This window comes from Streptococcus toyakuensis, from assembly GCF_024346585.1.
GTDB classification, from domain to species: domain Bacteria; phylum Bacillota; class Bacilli; order Lactobacillales; family Streptococcaceae; genus Streptococcus; species Streptococcus toyakuensis.
Genome location: NZ_AP024523.1, coordinates 771,891 through 787,313, shown reverse-complemented (window position 1 = coordinate 787,313; position 15,423 = coordinate 771,891). Strand labels below are relative to the sequence as shown.

17 protein-coding genes and 1 pseudogene are annotated in these 15,423 nt (G+C 34.3%); 4 read left to right on the top strand and 14 right to left on the bottom strand.

The genetic code is table 11. The features are described from left to right. Positions 1-19 precede the first annotated feature (19 nt). The 4 genes from STYK_RS04115 to STYK_RS04100 all read right to left on the bottom strand — a co-directional run bounded on the left by STYK_RS04115 (position 20) and on the right by STYK_RS04100 (position 3,523). Positions 20-520 (bottom strand): hypothetical protein, encoded by a 501-nt coding sequence (locus STYK_RS04115; protein ID WP_261805296.1) that lies wholly within the window; start codon positions 518-520, stop codon positions 20-22. Further along, positions 517-1,140 (bottom strand): ATP-binding cassette domain-containing protein, encoded by a 624-nt coding sequence (locus STYK_RS04110; protein WP_000151033.1) that lies wholly within the window; start codon positions 1,138-1,140, stop codon positions 517-519. The genes STYK_RS04115 and STYK_RS04110 overlap by 4 nt, the downstream gene beginning before the upstream one ends. Then, positions 1,137-3,119, bottom strand: a complete 1,983-nt coding sequence (locus STYK_RS04105) for an ABC transporter permease (RefSeq protein ID WP_261805295.1) — start codon at positions 3,117-3,119, stop codon at positions 1,137-1,139. The genes STYK_RS04110 and STYK_RS04105 overlap by 4 nt, the downstream gene beginning before the upstream one ends. A gap of 65 nt (positions 3,120-3,184) precedes the next feature. After that, a complete protein-coding gene (locus STYK_RS04100) occupies positions 3,185-3,523 on the bottom strand; it encodes a hypothetical protein (RefSeq protein ID WP_000746106.1) in 339 nt (112 codons plus the stop codon). 432 nt (positions 3,524-3,955) lie between these two features. On the opposite strand from STYK_RS04100, the gene STYK_RS04095 reads away from it, so the two are divergent. After that, positions 3,956-4,492: a biotin transporter BioY gene (locus tag STYK_RS04095; RefSeq protein WP_261805294.1), complete on the top strand. Its 537-nt coding sequence runs from the start codon at positions 3,956-3,958 to the stop codon at positions 4,490-4,492. 53 nt (positions 4,493-4,545) lie between these two features. On the opposite strand, the gene STYK_RS04090 is transcribed toward STYK_RS04095, so the two are convergent. Then, complete coding sequence (locus tag STYK_RS04090) at positions 4,546-4,761, bottom strand: YdbC family protein (protein WP_261805293.1); 216 nt, start codon at positions 4,759-4,761, stop codon at positions 4,546-4,548. Positions 4,762-4,859: 98 nt separating this feature from the next. Here STYK_RS04090 and STYK_RS04085 point away from each other — a divergent pair, with 98 nt between their 5' ends. Further along, entirely contained in the window at positions 4,860-5,180 is a 321-nt protein-coding gene (locus tag STYK_RS04085; RefSeq protein WP_001216096.1) for a hypothetical protein, read from the top strand. A gap of 30 nt (positions 5,181-5,210) precedes the next feature. Here STYK_RS04085 and STYK_RS04080 read toward each other — a convergent pair whose 3' ends face one another. From STYK_RS04080 to rpsP, 8 genes and pseudogenes are all read right to left on the bottom strand, one after another. After that, positions 5,211-5,549, bottom strand: coding sequence for an ATP cone domain-containing protein (locus STYK_RS04080; RefSeq protein WP_261805292.1), 339 nt, complete (start codon positions 5,547-5,549; stop codon positions 5,211-5,213). Between the two features lie 11 nt (positions 5,550-5,560). Continuing rightward, positions 5,561-6,280, bottom strand: a complete 720-nt coding sequence (gene trmD, locus STYK_RS04075; protein WP_153210071.1) for a tRNA (guanosine(37)-N1)-methyltransferase TrmD — start codon at positions 6,278-6,280, stop codon at positions 5,561-5,563. After that, positions 6,270-6,788: a ribosome maturation factor RimM gene (rimM, locus tag STYK_RS04070; RefSeq protein ID WP_261805291.1), complete on the bottom strand. Its 519-nt coding sequence runs from the start codon at positions 6,786-6,788 to the stop codon at positions 6,270-6,272. Before rimM ends, trmD begins: the two co-directional genes overlap by 11 nt. A 30-nt stretch (positions 6,789-6,818) precedes the next feature. Beyond that, a complete protein-coding gene (locus STYK_RS04065) occupies positions 6,819-7,607 on the bottom strand; it encodes an alpha/beta fold hydrolase (protein WP_261805290.1) in 789 nt (262 codons plus the stop codon). A 97-nt stretch (positions 7,608-7,704) separates the two neighbouring features. Then, positions 7,705-8,562 (bottom strand): alpha/beta fold hydrolase, encoded by an 858-nt coding sequence (locus tag STYK_RS04060; RefSeq protein WP_247952882.1) that lies wholly within the window; start codon positions 8,560-8,562, stop codon positions 7,705-7,707. 138 nt (positions 8,563-8,700) lie between these two features. Next, positions 8,701-9,615, bottom strand: a pseudogene (locus STYK_RS04050) (DMT family transporter). A gap of 437 nt (positions 9,616-10,052) precedes the next feature. Further along, positions 10,053-10,292 (bottom strand): RNA-binding protein KphA, encoded by a 240-nt coding sequence (kphA, locus tag STYK_RS04045; protein ID WP_000379617.1) that lies wholly within the window; start codon positions 10,290-10,292, stop codon positions 10,053-10,055. A gap of 19 nt (positions 10,293-10,311) precedes the next feature. After that, positions 10,312-10,584 (bottom strand): 30S ribosomal protein S16, encoded by a 273-nt coding sequence (gene rpsP, locus STYK_RS04040; protein ID WP_000268760.1) that lies wholly within the window; start codon positions 10,582-10,584, stop codon positions 10,312-10,314. Positions 10,585-11,390: 806 nt separating this feature from the next. On the opposite strand from rpsP, the gene STYK_RS04035 reads away from it, so the two are divergent. Together STYK_RS04035 and STYK_RS04030 are read left to right on the top strand one after the other, a co-directional pair. After that, positions 11,391-11,969 carry a hypothetical protein gene (locus tag STYK_RS04035; RefSeq protein ID WP_261805288.1) on the top strand — a complete coding sequence of 193 codons (579 nt, stop codon included), beginning with the start codon at positions 11,391-11,393 and terminating at the stop codon, positions 11,967-11,969. Positions 11,970-11,971: 2 nt separating this feature from the next. After that, positions 11,972-12,196, top strand: a complete 225-nt coding sequence (locus STYK_RS04030; RefSeq protein ID WP_001041097.1) for a helix-turn-helix transcriptional regulator — start codon at positions 11,972-11,974, stop codon at positions 12,194-12,196. Positions 12,197-13,021: 825 nt separating this feature from the next. Here STYK_RS04030 and STYK_RS04025 read toward each other — a convergent pair. Further along, positions 13,022-15,181: a leucine-rich repeat protein gene (locus tag STYK_RS04025; protein WP_390625149.1), complete on the bottom strand. Its 2,160-nt coding sequence runs from the start codon at positions 15,179-15,181 to the stop codon at positions 13,022-13,024. Between the last annotated feature and the right edge of the window lie 242 nt (positions 15,182-15,423).

Below are 15,423 nucleotides of genomic sequence, written 5' to 3'. Positions count from 1 at the left end.
TACAAGGATTATAATACAATCACTTATTCTTTTCTTTAAAAGATTCATATATTTTTTTATATAAGTCTTTTATCTCTTTTTTCTTAGAATTCAACTCTTCGTTACCGTAGTCAAAATTTGCTACTACAAATCCCTCGTCAGCATTAGAAAAAGTAAAAAATTCTATTCCAATGAGTTTATTATGCTTAGAGTCCTCTATAGTGTCTCCTAAACCATTATTGAATTTCTTCACTTCTTCTTCACGAACTCCGACCCCCGCAGCAGCTCCATTTGCAATGATGTTTGAAAATACTTCTTCTGAAGATGCTAATTCTTTCACAGTTATGAAGTATATAGCTTCTTCCGTTTCTACTTGTCTCACTTTATTCCATTTTTCTGTATCACTAGAAGAAAGCGTATAGACTATTAACTCCAGTGTTGGTTTATTGGTATTTTCTTTTGTAATCATTTGTTTTCCAAAGAAGAAAATGGCAAGCATTCCAGCTACAAAGATCAAAGCAATATAAATTATCTTTTTCATACATTATCCCCTATATCTTTCATATCAATGATCACATCAACTTCGTTATAGACAGCTGGATCATGCGTCGCTATAATGACATATTTATCTTCATCTCTTTCATTCAATAATAAACGAATAATTTCTTTTCCAATCTCACCATCTAAAGCTCCTGTAGGCTCATCTGCTAAGATAATTTTACGTGGTTTCATTAACATTCTGGCAATAGCTACACGTTGAGCCTGCCCTCCAGACAATTCATATATTTTTTGATGTAAATAGTCACTTGACAGTCCTACTTTTTCAAGTACATCAGTTATTGTTTTTTTGTCTTTAGTGATAAGTTTCAAATTATCATATACTGTTTTGTTATCTATTAAAGAATAATTCTGAAATACATATCCAACAGTATTTTTAAAAAAAGTTCTTTCTTTTATCTTCCAAATATCTTGTTTATCAACTAAAACATTCCCACTGTCAATTTTTTCTAATCTTCCTATAATATTAAGAAGGGTACTTTTACCAGAGCCAGAACCTCCAATCAATGCATAACTTTTTCCAGATTCAAATTTTAAATTTAAGTCTGTAAAGATCTTTTTTGAGCCGAAACTTTTTGAAACGTTCAAAAGGTCAATTGTCATGTTTCATCTCCTTTTAAAATTTTAGTGTAGCTTTCAGATAATTTTCTAAAACTCATGATTATTGACAACATCAAAACGAGCAGAGAAGCAAGACCAATATATAGCAACTCTATTTGACCTGTCATAAGAAATGTAAATAGGATAACGATTGTAATAGTCATCATAAAATACTTGAGACTTGAAATTGCTATATATGTTTTTGACAGACCTAAAATGATTTTCTTCACATATTCATTCTGTTTTAGGGTAATATAAAGTTGGACATATTGATAAATGAGTATAAAGACAATACTGTAAATTATCTTCTGCAAAATTTGTGAAAGTAGAATTTGGTGCTCTAAGGACTGGATCTTTAATTTCACAATTTGGTAAACATCTACTGGATTCATTGAAACATTCAACTGGGTAGCCATTTCATTTATTTTATTTACCGCCTCAGGACTAAAAAGAGACTTAGTTGTTATATTACTAGCCAAAGAAAACTTGTTGTTTTCAATCATTTTGTCCGTATCTAACACAACAACAATGTTATCTGTGCTATCTGCTACACTTGCCATTGGTAAAAGCTCTTTCATTTTATGATTATCATCAGCATCTTCATTGAAATAAAAAATTTTATCACCATCAGGAATTATTTGTACTGCAATTTCTTCTTTTGTATAGTTTGTTCCAATAAATTGTTCTGCTACAACTGTATTCTCAATAGATTTCTGATTTTCTTTCCGTTTCTCAGGAATATAAATGGTTGCTATCTTATTATCTAAAAGATGATAGTTTGTTCCATTCACTTTATTTTGTAGGTTAGCACCTGTTTGATTGATATAAATCAACTCTTTATTTATTTCTGGATTCGTTATTCCGTCATTTTCTAATTGTTTAGAAAAATTTTCCATAACATGTGAAGTTTTCATGAAATCTGGAACATATGCTGAGGATCGATCTATATATAAATAATCTAAGTTTTTTAAGGAAGCAGCTATCTGTAGATACTGACCATCCGAATCATTAACTTCTCCATTTTTAGTAGAGTTACTTTCAATTCCAAGGAACTCAATCCTTCTCCAGTCTTTTACTGTGTCCCATGGTACTAAATTCTGTATCTGAATGTTAATACTGGATTGACTACTCTTTGTTTCTTGTAAAAAAACTCCTGAGATAAGGATAATAATCGAAATAATGGCAAGCCATACGACAAAAATAAGTTTATTTTTTGCCTTGTTTTTAATAATTTCAATAGGCTTTTCAACCTGAATCGTCAACCAAAATAAAACAAAGGTGATGAGATCAATGATTTGAAATAGTATAAAATTCGTTAAAATCAGAGAGAAAAATAACTTAGAACTATAGGTGAAGAAACCATTACCCAAAAAAGAACTGTAAGAAATCATCAATAAAGCCATCATAATCAGTTCAAAAATAAGAGAAATACCATAATCTCTTCTTAGATCGTATACAGGCAATCCCAAAGAACGTCGTATCACTCCTTCTTTAATCTGCTTCGTTCTAACAACAAATAACACAACTAATAAAGTTAAGTAAATTGAACCCATTAACAGTATTCTTAAAGTTCCAGTAAATTGTAAGATTCCTCCTATATACCAAGGATAAGCCATATATACTGTTTGCAACCCCGTCATCGTAAGTGGTTTCAAACTATCTATATCCATTTTCCCAAGGGTGTAATACATCCCTATTATTGGTGTTGACTTTAATTGTTCATTATTTACATCATCAAAATTTACATACCTCAACTGACCCGAACTCTGAACGATGGGCTTGTAAATGGTAACCTTTTCCGATTTTGATAAATCACGAACCATTTCGTATATTTCGTTATTTGAAAGATTGCTTTTTCCTTGAATAGAAAAAGCACCATCAATTGGTAAAGGTATGGGCATTTCTGTATCGCTAATAGTGACCCAACCAATTGCAGCAATCAAACAGAAGAAGAATCCAATGATACATAATTTTAATTTCATAAGCAATTACCATATTACAAGAGACCCTATTTTATAATTGGGTCTCTTGTTTTCATAAATTATTTTTAAAATCTATAATAATCCCAATATGCATTTAATCGAACATCGCTCCAAGATTTTGTAGCACTTGAATATGCCCATCCATAATCTTGTTTATCCTGAGCTTTAACTGTTCCCCAAAAATTCGTTACTGAAGATTTTGAACCAATATTATCTGGAGAACTAACAAAGTAATTCGAATAACCAGAGTTATCATTTACACCATATTCCCATACATCAATAATGGGACTTGGAGCAGGGTGTGCTGTAGTTGCACTAACAATACTAGCTACAGTAGCAAAGCTAAAACTTAAAACACTTGCGACTAGAAAAACAGATGCTTTCTTGTTAATTCTTTTTTTCATTTTACTTCTCCTTTAATTAAAATATTTGATAAAGAATAAGCAACAGTCCCCTTTTTAGTCCATCCATATTACTTTAATATGAATTGATTATATTTAGGTTTTTAATCACCGTTATGGTATCTAGAGTCGTTAAAATATCTCATAACTACCCCTCCTTTTAAAATTGAACACATATAAATGTATCCGTTTACATTTATTAATGTAGCACTTATTTTTTAGTTTGTCAAGTATTTATAGTATATTTTTTATGTATAAAATGGGATTATCTATATATAAAACTGATTTACAAATCGATAAAAAACAATTATCAAATTTCTCTTGTCAATCAAATCGGCTGTTACAGTATTTGTTACCTTGTTCTTAAAAATCGGTTGACAATATTTCTCCTACGAGTATAATTGTTACTATACATTAGAAAAGAGGTTAACTATTTTGAAAAAAGCTCACGTTTATGCTATCCCTGCTATTGGGGCTGCTCTTATTGCGGTATTGGCACAAATCAGCCTTCCAATTGGGCCTGTCCCCTTCACTCTGCAGAACTTTGCAATCGGCTTGATTGCTACTGTCTTTAGACCGAGAGAGGCTGTACTTTCTGTCGGACTCTATCTTCTTCTAGGTGCTATCGGTCTTCCTGTCTTTGCAGGAGGTGGAGCTGGTTTTCAGGCTTTAGTTGGCCCCACTGCAGGCTATCTTTGGTTTTATCTCGTTTACTCTGGACTTACTTCCTCTCTAACCAACAGCAAGAGTGGGATTGTCAATATTTTTCTTGCAAACCTCTTGGGTGATGCCCTTGTTTTTGTCGGTGGGATTCTCAGTTTACATTTTCTTGCTGGAATGGCATTTGAAAAAGCTCTTGTTGTGGGGGTCATTCCCTTTATCATTCCAGACCTTGGTAAACTTCTGGCTATTAGTTTTATTAGCCGTCCGCTACTTCAACGCCTTAAAAATCAGTCTTACTTTGCTAACTAAAAAAGGATATCGAGTTGTCATGACTCAGTATCCTTTTCTTTCATTTTGAAAACTTAGTTGATTTTTAAGGCATCCACCATTGTTTGAAATTCTTCATTTGAGAGAGTAATTCCTTTGCCCATTTTAGTATGATCTGGGCTCCAAGCACGAATATCAAACTTTGCAGGAGCACCATTAAAGCTCACACGGTTGATTTCCTTGGTCCAACCTTTTTCGTTTTCAGAAAGAGTCAACAAGTGCTCTTCGATTTCAAATGTAAATTCTGCCATTTTCTTCTCCTTTTTTAGCTTTCATTAGTTTATTCGTAAAATCTTGTAGATTTTAGGAAAATTTTATATAATATTGATATAAAAGAAGGGAGGCCAATATGAGACATAAATTCCAGCAAGTTTTAGATAAAATACATGACTTTTTAAATGGACATGACCAACCTGACCAGACTGAAAGCAACTCCCTTACAGCCACTATTGAAGAGGCTATCCAGAAACAAACCGCTGTTCACCTTATCTTGTCTGAGACAAGCTTTACAGGTGACATCATCAAATACGATCAGCAACGCCAGCAAATTATCGTGAAAAATTTTGCCAAAAATGTGACCCGTATTATCCGTATAAGCGATATTCAACGCCTGCGATTTGTCCCTTCAACCGTCCAAACAGCCCAAAAAAATAGATTTAAGAAAGAGTGAGATGTAGTTGCTTCATCCCACTCTTTTTTCTTAGCGAATTTGTTCAAAATGTAAATGAACCGCGATATGATCCCCATAACCACTTCTTTCCAAGTCACGTTGTAAACGATAGGAAATGTAGTGTTCTGCAATAGTAATGTAACCTGCACCCAGTAAACGATGCTCAACCATAGACTGAATCATGCTGATGGTAGCACGTTCTACTTTTGCTTCTTCCAAATCCAAAACAACTTTCTTAGTGACTTTTGCAAGGTTTTGACGCAAATCATCTGTCAATACATAGACAGTCTGGGCTGCCTTTAAGATAGCTTGGTAAATCTTATCTGGATTAAATTCAGCAATTTCTCCATCACGTTTGATTACTTGCATAGGTTTCTCCTTTATTCTTTGTTTTCTTTGATTTCTGCCAGAATTTTTTCTTCTTCTGCTGTCAGTTGATAATGTTCAAGCAAATCCGGTCTGCGCTCGTAGGTTTTCTTTAAACTCTCATACAGGCGCCACTGACGAATCTTTTCATGGTGCCCGCTCATCAGAACATCTGGGACAACCATGCCTCGATAATCATAGGGACGTGTGTACTGAGGATATTCAAGAAGGCCAGAAGAAAAACTATCATCTTGGTGGCTAGACTCCTTGCCAATCACTTCTGGAATCAGGCGTACTGTAGCATCAATCATAGTCATGGCCGCCAATTCTCCTCCAGTTAAGACATAATCACCTAGAGAAATCTCATCTGTCACCAAGGTCTTAATCCGCTCATCATAACCCTCATAGTGGCCACAGATAAAGATTAACTCTTCCTCTTGAGCCAAATCCTCAGCATAAGCCTGATCAAACTGCTTTCCAGCTGGATCAAGGAGAATCACGCGCGGATTTTTCTTTTCAATAGCATCAAAGGCATCGAAAATGGGTTGGGCTCGGAGCAGCATCCCCTGACCGCCTCCATATGGTTCATCATCGACGTGACGGGCCTTTTCAGCATATTCTCGAAAATTATGATACTGGATATCCAAGAGCCCTTTTTCACGAGCCTTTCCAACAATTGAGTGCTCCAGTGGAGAGAACATCTCTGGAAAGAGGGTTAAAATATCAATCTTCATCGTCTAACCCTTCTAAGACTTCCACATCGACGCGGTTATTTGGAATATCAACATTGAGAACCACTGGTGGGATATATGGTAAAAGCAAATCACGTTTGCCTTTTCGCTTGACCACCCAGACATCGTTGGCGCCTGGTTGCAGGATTTCCTTGATGGTTCCGACCAAGTTATCACCCTCGTAGACTTCCAAACCGATAATCTCGTGATAGTAGAATTCACCATCATCTAGATCGTCCAAATCTTCCTCAGCAACCTTGAGACTGTATCCTTTGTACTTTTCGATAGCGTTGATATGGTACATATCTTTGAATTTAATAATGTCAAAGTTCTTCTGTTTACGGTGGCTAGCGATGATCACTGTTTGAACAAACTGATCTTTTTCATCAAACAAGGCCAGCTCAGCCCCTTTTTTAAACCGTTCTTCTGCAAAATCCGTCACAGACAAAACTCGCATCTCACCCTGTAACCCCTGCGTATTGACGATTTTCCCAACATTAAAGTAGTTCATCTTGTCTCCTGTAGTCTATTTCTTTCCATCTTATTCGGACAATTCTCGAATAATAGTCACAATTTTTTCTGATTCTGACCATTGTAAATAATGGTGATTCCCTCCTAAAATGAGTTTAGTATTGGAAGTCCAATATTCTGATTCTCTGTACTCTTTTTCTCTATAAGGCTGACAAAAAATAAATACAGGGACTTGAGATTCTATCGAGACATTCTCAAAATCTTCCTCAGTAATCTCTCCAGATATCTGAAATTCTGGATCTTGATTTTCCAACTCTAAGCCTTTTTCTTGCATTATTTCCCAAATTTCTTTATTAATTTCAGGGCTAAATGTGGCTTGAGTTAAGTTCTTAAAATAAAGTTCAGGACCACACTCCTCAATCAGCCTCATCTGCTCTTCCATTTCTGGATAAGGATTTTCTGAAAAATCAGCAAACATGACGTTTTTAGTTGTCGGTTCAATTGCTACTAAAGCCTGACACTTAATTGGTTTCTTGAGCAACTTGCAAGCTAAAATTCCACTCAAACTATGTGCACAAAGTATATATTCAGAAATCGCCAATTCTTCAAGTACTTCATAAACCGCATCTGCAAGATTATCCAGATTTTTTCCAGCTTGGTCATGAATCGGACTTCTACCTGTGTTTGGAAAATCAATTGTCAAATAACCAATTGTGGGAGGAAGTTTTTCGAGTATAAGTGAAAAATTTTCATAACTTGGTAGCAAACCTGCACCACTTAAACAAACTAGCATTTTCTTTTGCTTTTGATAAGTAACAGAGAGACAACCAATTTCTGTAGATACTTCAATCCTCTTCATAAAGAAATCCACTCATTCTGTATAATGAATTATAAAAAATCCTTATCCTTTATTTTATCACGTTCCAAGGATTTTCTCAAGTTGGAGAAATCTCATCTTACAGAGCTACTACTTCTTCAAAGAATTCACCAATTATCTGATTAAACTCTTCAGGATGGTCATTCATAGGTTGGTGTTTGCTATCTGAAATCGTTACTTGACGCGCATTGGGATTTAAGGCAATGATACCATCGTAGATCATTTTTAGGTGTTTGGGAAAATCGTTTTCGCCCCTTATTAATAGCATAGGAGGATTTCCATGATAACCTTCTATCTCATGGACAGCCAAAAAACCTGTGATTCCAAGGTTCAAAAAAACATCTCGCCCAGTTTCTATAATGGCCGTCTTGACTAATTCTCTTGTGATAGGATTGTCTGTACACATTTTTGAGTTCTTATCTGCAATCACCTTCCAAGGAATCGCTTTATACATAAGAGAACTATATTTTATGCGATTTCTCTCTTTATCTGATAGATAACGATGCTGTCCCCAACTATCTACCATGACCAAGGCTAGAACTCTTTCTGGATGGCGATAGGTGTACTCTTGAAGTGGATTTCCTCCCCAAGAATGTCCGACCAATATCACCTTATCCAACTGGAAATAGGACAAAATAGCATCTACATCTTGAACAGCGCCTTCTAAGTCGGGTAAGCCAACTTTCATAGGTGATTCACCCTGTCCTCTAACATTGACAAAGTAGAGGTCAAATCCTTCAAAGGCATCATACTGGTAGGCCCACATCTGACTACGTCCACAAGCTCCATGATAAAAAATAATGTGGCCTTTATTTGTGTTGCTAGGACGATGATAAACAACCAAATCACAATCTAAGACTGGTATAATGTGACGTACCAAAGTCTCAGGTTTTCTGTTATAAAAAGCAATAGCTTCAGCTACATCATTTTGCTTCATTACTACACTCTCTCTTCTTTATCCTAGTATTATTCTTTTTATCTATTTTATCATGCCATATTAAAATCATCATTTTCTAAACTTAAGTCCATTAAAAATTTTGAATTTTCTGTATCATTTGGATTAAGAAAAAGACTGCTAAGCAATCTTTACTTTTTTTCTCATCAGATTCATGCCTAAAATTCCAGCAATAATCAAAGTTGCTCCGATTACATGGTAGCTATAAATTGGTTCGCGGAGGATAAGGGCTCCGGCTAGAATAGTCAAAACTGTTCCAAGATTACCAAAGACACTGACGGTTGATGCTCCAAGTCAAACAATAGCATAGATAGAGAGACTACCAGTAACGATAGAGGCTAAAATTCCCAAATAGAGAATTGAAAGCAGATAAGGAAGCTGTCCGAGCGGTGCAAAGTAAGCTAATATGTTCCCCTCTAGATAGTGCGAGGTCAGACTCAGCGTATTAAAGGCGACGAAGCCAACAAATATCACAACAGCTGTCATATCCATAGCCCGATAGCGTCCTCCTTTGGACTTGCTGAGTATATTGTTTATTGCATTGGCGAGAACAGATCCCAACATCAAGAGAAAGCCCAAGCTAGCAGTCTCAGTACCAAAGTTAGCTCCTTTACTAAGGAAGATGAAAACTACTCCTGCTACGGATAAAAATAAAAAGAACTTTTGAAGCAAGCTTGTCTTTTCCTTGAGAAAGGCCGATGCTAAAAGGAGCGTAAAAATCGGGACAAGAGCCTGTAAAATTCCAGCTTCAGAAGACGATATATACTGTAAAGCAAAGGATTGAAAAATAAAAAAGAAAAGCGGATAGAAAAGACTCATAGGAAGAATAGAAAGAATATCTTTTCTACTTAAACTCACTTTGATAAGTTTGGTTTGATGAAGAACGACCATTACTAAAGATGCGATTGTATAGCGATGCGCTAAGTTTGTAAGAGGACTGGCATAGCCTAAAGCAATCTTAGTAAATAAAAAAGAAAATCCAATGATTGCTGAAAAGGATAAGGCTGCTAGGTAAGCTTTTGTTTTCTCTTTCATAGATTGTTACTCCCTTTAAAAGTAGCTATTCTCAAGATAGATCAACTAGAATTCTTTGAGACTATCTTTCCATTGTAGCATAGTAGAATTCTAGATGCTATTTCTAGGATTAGTATTTTATACCTGCTATCACCCTTTATCTAGTTCATTAACTAAAAAGGACTCTACGAGTCTAGTCTGCCTTTCTCGTTCTTGTCTCACAAGTTCTAACTTGTCTGCCTCTTGGAGATTCCTTACTTTGATAATATAAACTGCCAGTTTCCTTGCTTTATCTTTCTTATATTTACTAATATCTTCTTTATTAGTAAAAAATTGATTTCTTATCGTCTTAGATGTCCTCCTTCAAAAATCCTTCAAATCCCGATTATGCTGTTACTTGATGGATGCTATTTTACACTTCTCCACACAAAAAAAGCGAGACATTCGTCCCGCTCTTCTTATTTTTCGTCAATAACGATTCTTACTTTTTTGTCTTCAGTTGGGACAGAGTAGACAATCGTTCTTATCGCAGAAATAGTGCGACCCTTACGACCGATTACACGACCCACATCACTTTGATCAAGATCCAAATGATATTCCAAAAACTCTGGTGTATCTTCAATCTTGATAGTTAAGGCATCTGGTTGTGAAATCAAGGGTTTCACAATCGCAATAATGAGATTTTCAATCGTATCCATCTGTCAACCTACTTTAAACTTATTTTGAGAATTTAGAATCGTGGAATTTCTTCAATACACCTTCTTTTGAAAGGATGTTGCGAACTGTATCTGAAGGTTGAGCTCCATCAGCCAACCATGCAAGAACGCGGTCTTCTTTCAAAGTTACTTGGTTTTCAGCAACAAGTGGGTTGTAAGTTCCAACTGTTTCGATGAAACGTCCGTCACGTGGTGAACGTGAATCTGCTACGTTGATACGGTAGAAAGGTTTTTTCTTAGAACCCATACGAGTCAAACGGATTTTAACTGCCATTTTTAAATTCTCTTTTCTTATTTTTTTATTTCGGTGAAATAGCTGAGCTATTTAGCACATGTTCTATTATAGCAGATTTCTAGCAGGTGTCAAGAAAAAAACTTGACAGACTATAAAATTTTTAAACCATTTAGAAATTTGTTAGAAGTAGGAAATAAATGTTTGAAAGAAGCTAGCCGTGAATACTATTTTATACTCAATGAAAATCAAAGAGCAAACTAGGAAGCTAGCCGCAGGCTGTACTGGAGTACGGCAAGGCAAAGCTGACGTAGTTTGAATTTGATTTTCGAAGAGTATTAGAAACATTTTATAAAGACCATCAACTCAAACCCTTCATCTCTCCTGAACGTGATTTGGATGCTTGGCTTCTAAATTCCAAGCCCGTTCCCAAACGAAATATCAAGGATTTTAAGAATGATATCTACTAATTAATTTATAAAATATGAATTAATAGATTCTAAATAGGGGAATAATTTAGTTCTGTAAAAATTAACTTCTACACCTACAAAGCTTATTCTGACAGACTTTATAACAGTCTAAGAAAAAAAGTAGAGATTCATACAGTATCTAGGTTTTTCAAAAATTCTTTATCATCAAATATTATTAACGAAACTATCCAAACCAAATCCGATGCATTGCTTCAAAGAATTCTTTAGTTGTTTGACTATCGAGGGCTTTTATTAAAAAAATTTTTCAAATAATTGCCACCTTGGCACATAAATTCTTGCTTTCTAAATTTAAATGTGATATATTTATAACATAAAATTTAAGTGTTATATATTTATAACACAAAAAAGGAGGCTATCATGAAAAAAAGTCAAAAAATGCGTGGCCTCATTGCAATGATTGCCGTAGCTCTCTTTATTGATTTTATTGTTTTATTTGGTTCTAATCTTAGTTGGGAACCCAAGTTAGTTATTACTGGTATTTCAGTGTCAGGTCAAATTGTAGCTATTTGGAGCTGGCTACATAAGAGTCAGAAAGGTAAGGGAAAGATTATTTTTGACTTGTCTGCTAAGCTTTACACGATACTTGTGTTTGCAGCAAGCATTTTTTATACAGTAGGAATTTGGGTTGCGACCCCTAGCGAAAGTTCTGGTATTAAAGAATGGATTTTGGGAATTGGCATCGTTATTGAAGTGATTGTATTTGGTTTTTTCTGTTTGAAAAATGTCAAGGAAACTCCGGACGAACGCTTTTATGCTAATTTAGCAAAGGCAGCTAGCTTGATGTTTGTTTTTATACTAGGTGCACTGATGATCCTAGCAGTTATCATTGGGTATATGGGGTCTCTCACTCTTTACATGGGACAGATATTTTTTAGCATAGCTGTCTTGATTTGCATCTTTGCGGTTGTCTATTTTATCTTGGAACGGAGAGGATAAGCATGGCCAAAGAAAGCAAGATTATTACTAATCTCAAATCTGTTCGTGAGTCCACAGGCATGACCCAGCAGGAGTTAGCCGACCTCATCGGCATGCGACGCGAGACAATTCTGCACTTGGAAAATAATCGTTACAACCCTTCGCTGGAAATGGCTCTTAAAATTGCTCAAGTTTTTAATCTGAAAGTAGAAGACCTCTTTGAACTCAGACAGAAAGAGGAAGCATAATTCTTTTCGAGACCTAGTATTAAGTTCATTGATTAATTAGGAATTGAATCCAAAAGAAAAAATTCTTTGAAAATGTGCTCTTTTAAAATATAGTAATTCTTTCGAATTAACGTTTACTAATTGTGATGCTTTACGAGCTTTCTTAAAATCTGGTTGGGGCACCACTTATTTCATCTAATTTCAAAGTGCTTTAAAATCAACGTTTTCATAAGTTTTCAAAACATAAAATTTCAACTAATTTTAATCAATTTCATCAAAATAAGGTAAACTTTCATAAAAAATAAGCAAAAATCGAACCAGAATATCAAAAGTTTCCCTTATTTAGTTTTACAGAAGTGAAATAGGGATTCACTACACGTCAATATACGGTAGAAACCTTGATTTAAAGCGATTCTTGAAATTTCAAATTTCACTACATTGCAATAAAAATCAGCCGAATCACTACCTTTTTTTGAAATAAGAATATTGATTCGGACAATTAAAAGTAAGAGGAACTCAAATGTAAATTGGAGTTCCTTTTTTGTATATTTTTCAAATAACGCCTCTACACTATTTGTAGCAAATTCACCACTACAGTTTTATCTTAGTTAAAATAAGTTAGAATATGTAAGTGAGTATCAGATATACCAAGACATCGTCACCATCTAAGGTATATTCAAAATACAAAAGTTGACCAACTAGATTTCTGAATATCCTTATATATCCATTCTCAAAATTGGTTTAAATAGCGTAGTCTTTTAAACTAGTTTTGAGAATCTAAAAAATCTTCCTACATATGTAAGAAGATTTTTTAGTTCAGAATGATTAGATTTAGCTAATGGATACCTATCCTACCCACTCACCGTTAGCATTGACTCGATAGCCATCGGGTGTAGTGGTGTTTACTAATAAATCTCCTGAATTATAGGTATAGTACCATTTACCAGAAACTGTAAACCAACCTGTCTTCATAGCTCCAGCAGTATCAAGATAATACCATGATCCTTTGTCTTTAACCCAACCAGTAGCCATTGAACCTGATTCGTTTAAGTAATACCATAAGCCTTTGTCTTTAACCCAACCAGTAGCCATTGAACCTGATTCGTTTAAGTAATACCATAATCCTTTATCTTTAACCCAACCAGTAGCCATTGAACCTGATTCGTTTAAGTAATACCATAAGCCTTTATCTTTAACCCAACCAGTAGCCATTGAACCTGATTCGTTTAAGTAATACCATAAGCCTTTATCTTTAACCCAACCAGTAGCCATTGAACCTGATTCGTTTAAATAATACCATAAGCCTTTGTCTTTAACCCAACCAACTACTCCCTGATTAGAATTCTTTTTAGGTTTAGCTACATCAGTTTCAGTTTTACCTGTTCCTTCTTTAGGTTTAGCTACATCAGTTTCAGTTTTACCTGTCCCTTCTTTAGGTTTAGCTACGTCAGTTTCAGTTTTATCTGTTCCTTCTTTAGGTTTAGCTACGTCAGTTTCAGTTTTACCTGTCCCTTCTTTAGGTTTAGCTACGTCAGTTTCAGTTTTATCTGTCCCTTCTTTAGGTTTAGCTACATCAGTTTCAGTTTTACCTGTTCCTTCTTTAGGTTTAGCTACATCAGTTTCAGTTTTACCTGTTCCTTCTTTAGGTTTAGCTACGTCAGTTTCAGTTTTACCTGTTCCTTCTTTAGGTTTATCTACGTTAGTTTCTTGTTTTATATTATCTACTTTTTCAACGATGATATCATTACTAGTAGATAAATTTGATTTAAGAACATCTTTTATATGTTCTGATGTTACATAGAACTTAACAGTTTCAGGAATTGCAAATGTATCTTTTTTCACAGAAAACTCTGTACTTTTATTCTTAATATGAATTTCCTTTAATGAATCTAAGCTGCCACTTAGGAAGAAGGACGGCAATGAGTTGATATTATTACCAATTGTTAATCTTTTTAATTTTGGTAAACCGTTCATGACATGTTTACCAAAATTTTTAACATTATCTGGTAATATAAGTTCTTTTAATTCTAAATTACGATAAAATGCTAAACGTTCAATAGTTTCTAAACTATTTGGTAAGCTAATTTCTTCAAGTTTAATCGCATCTTCAAATGCAAAAGTACCGATTTTTTCTAAACCATCGTTCAATTCGAGTCTTTTCAAATAAGAATTTTTATCAAACGAATATGATGTAAGTTCTTTTGTCTCCTTAGGTGTTTTATAACTTTCGTCATTTTTTTTACTTGGATAACAAATTAATTTGGTTTTATCTTTTGAAAACAAAACACCATCAATTGAGGCAAACGATTCATTTCCTTCTTCAACATCAACATGTTTTAAGCTAGTAGTATTTTTAAATAGATTACTTCCTAATGTTTTAACCGATTTTGGTAATGTTAGTTTCTCTAAATTTGATAAATTAGCAAAAGCCTCATGTGATATTAATTCTAATTTTGAACTTGAGGAAAAGGTTAGCTTTTTCAATTTTTGACTAAAAGAAAATGCACTTGTCCCAATATATTCTAGAGATGCAGGCAATTCAATCTCTTCTAATTCAGAAAAATTAAAAGCTTTATCTTCAATTTTCTCCAGCTGACTGCCATTCTCAAAAATAATAGTTTTAGCTTTACTTCCAAGGAAGCCGTTTTTTTGTATTTTTTTTATGCTTGATGGAATAGTAATAGAGCTAGGATAGTAGATAATTCTACCTGTTTCATCTGGATAATAACTAAAAGCTTCACTAGCTACTTCAGTAACGGTAAATACTTTATCACCTACTGTGATTTTTGTAGGAATCGTGAATGATTTTCCATCTTGACCAGCTTCAAACTGTACAGGAGTCACTCCATTACCCACTTGAACAGTTCCTATGTTGCCTTCTACAGTTAGAACCTTATATTTGATATTATTTTGTTTAATAATACTTCCAACTTTAGTCTCTTTGATCACTTCCGAACTAGGTGTATTTGCTAGAATTGGTTCATTAGGGACATATGCTGCTAATATAACCGCAGCTGTAGTTAATGATAATACTGTTCTTTTTTCATATAAATTTCCTTACATATTTATTTTCTAATAGATATAAAACTATAACTTTGCTAGCCGTTGTTATAAAAAGTTTTATTCAAGCATTATCTAGTAGAATAGAGTAGTACATTTTATAAATTGTTATCTCTCCATAAACATAGTATATCATTTTTAAATTTTAAGTCAAGAAAAATTAACTGAGTAAAAACTCTCGAAATTCA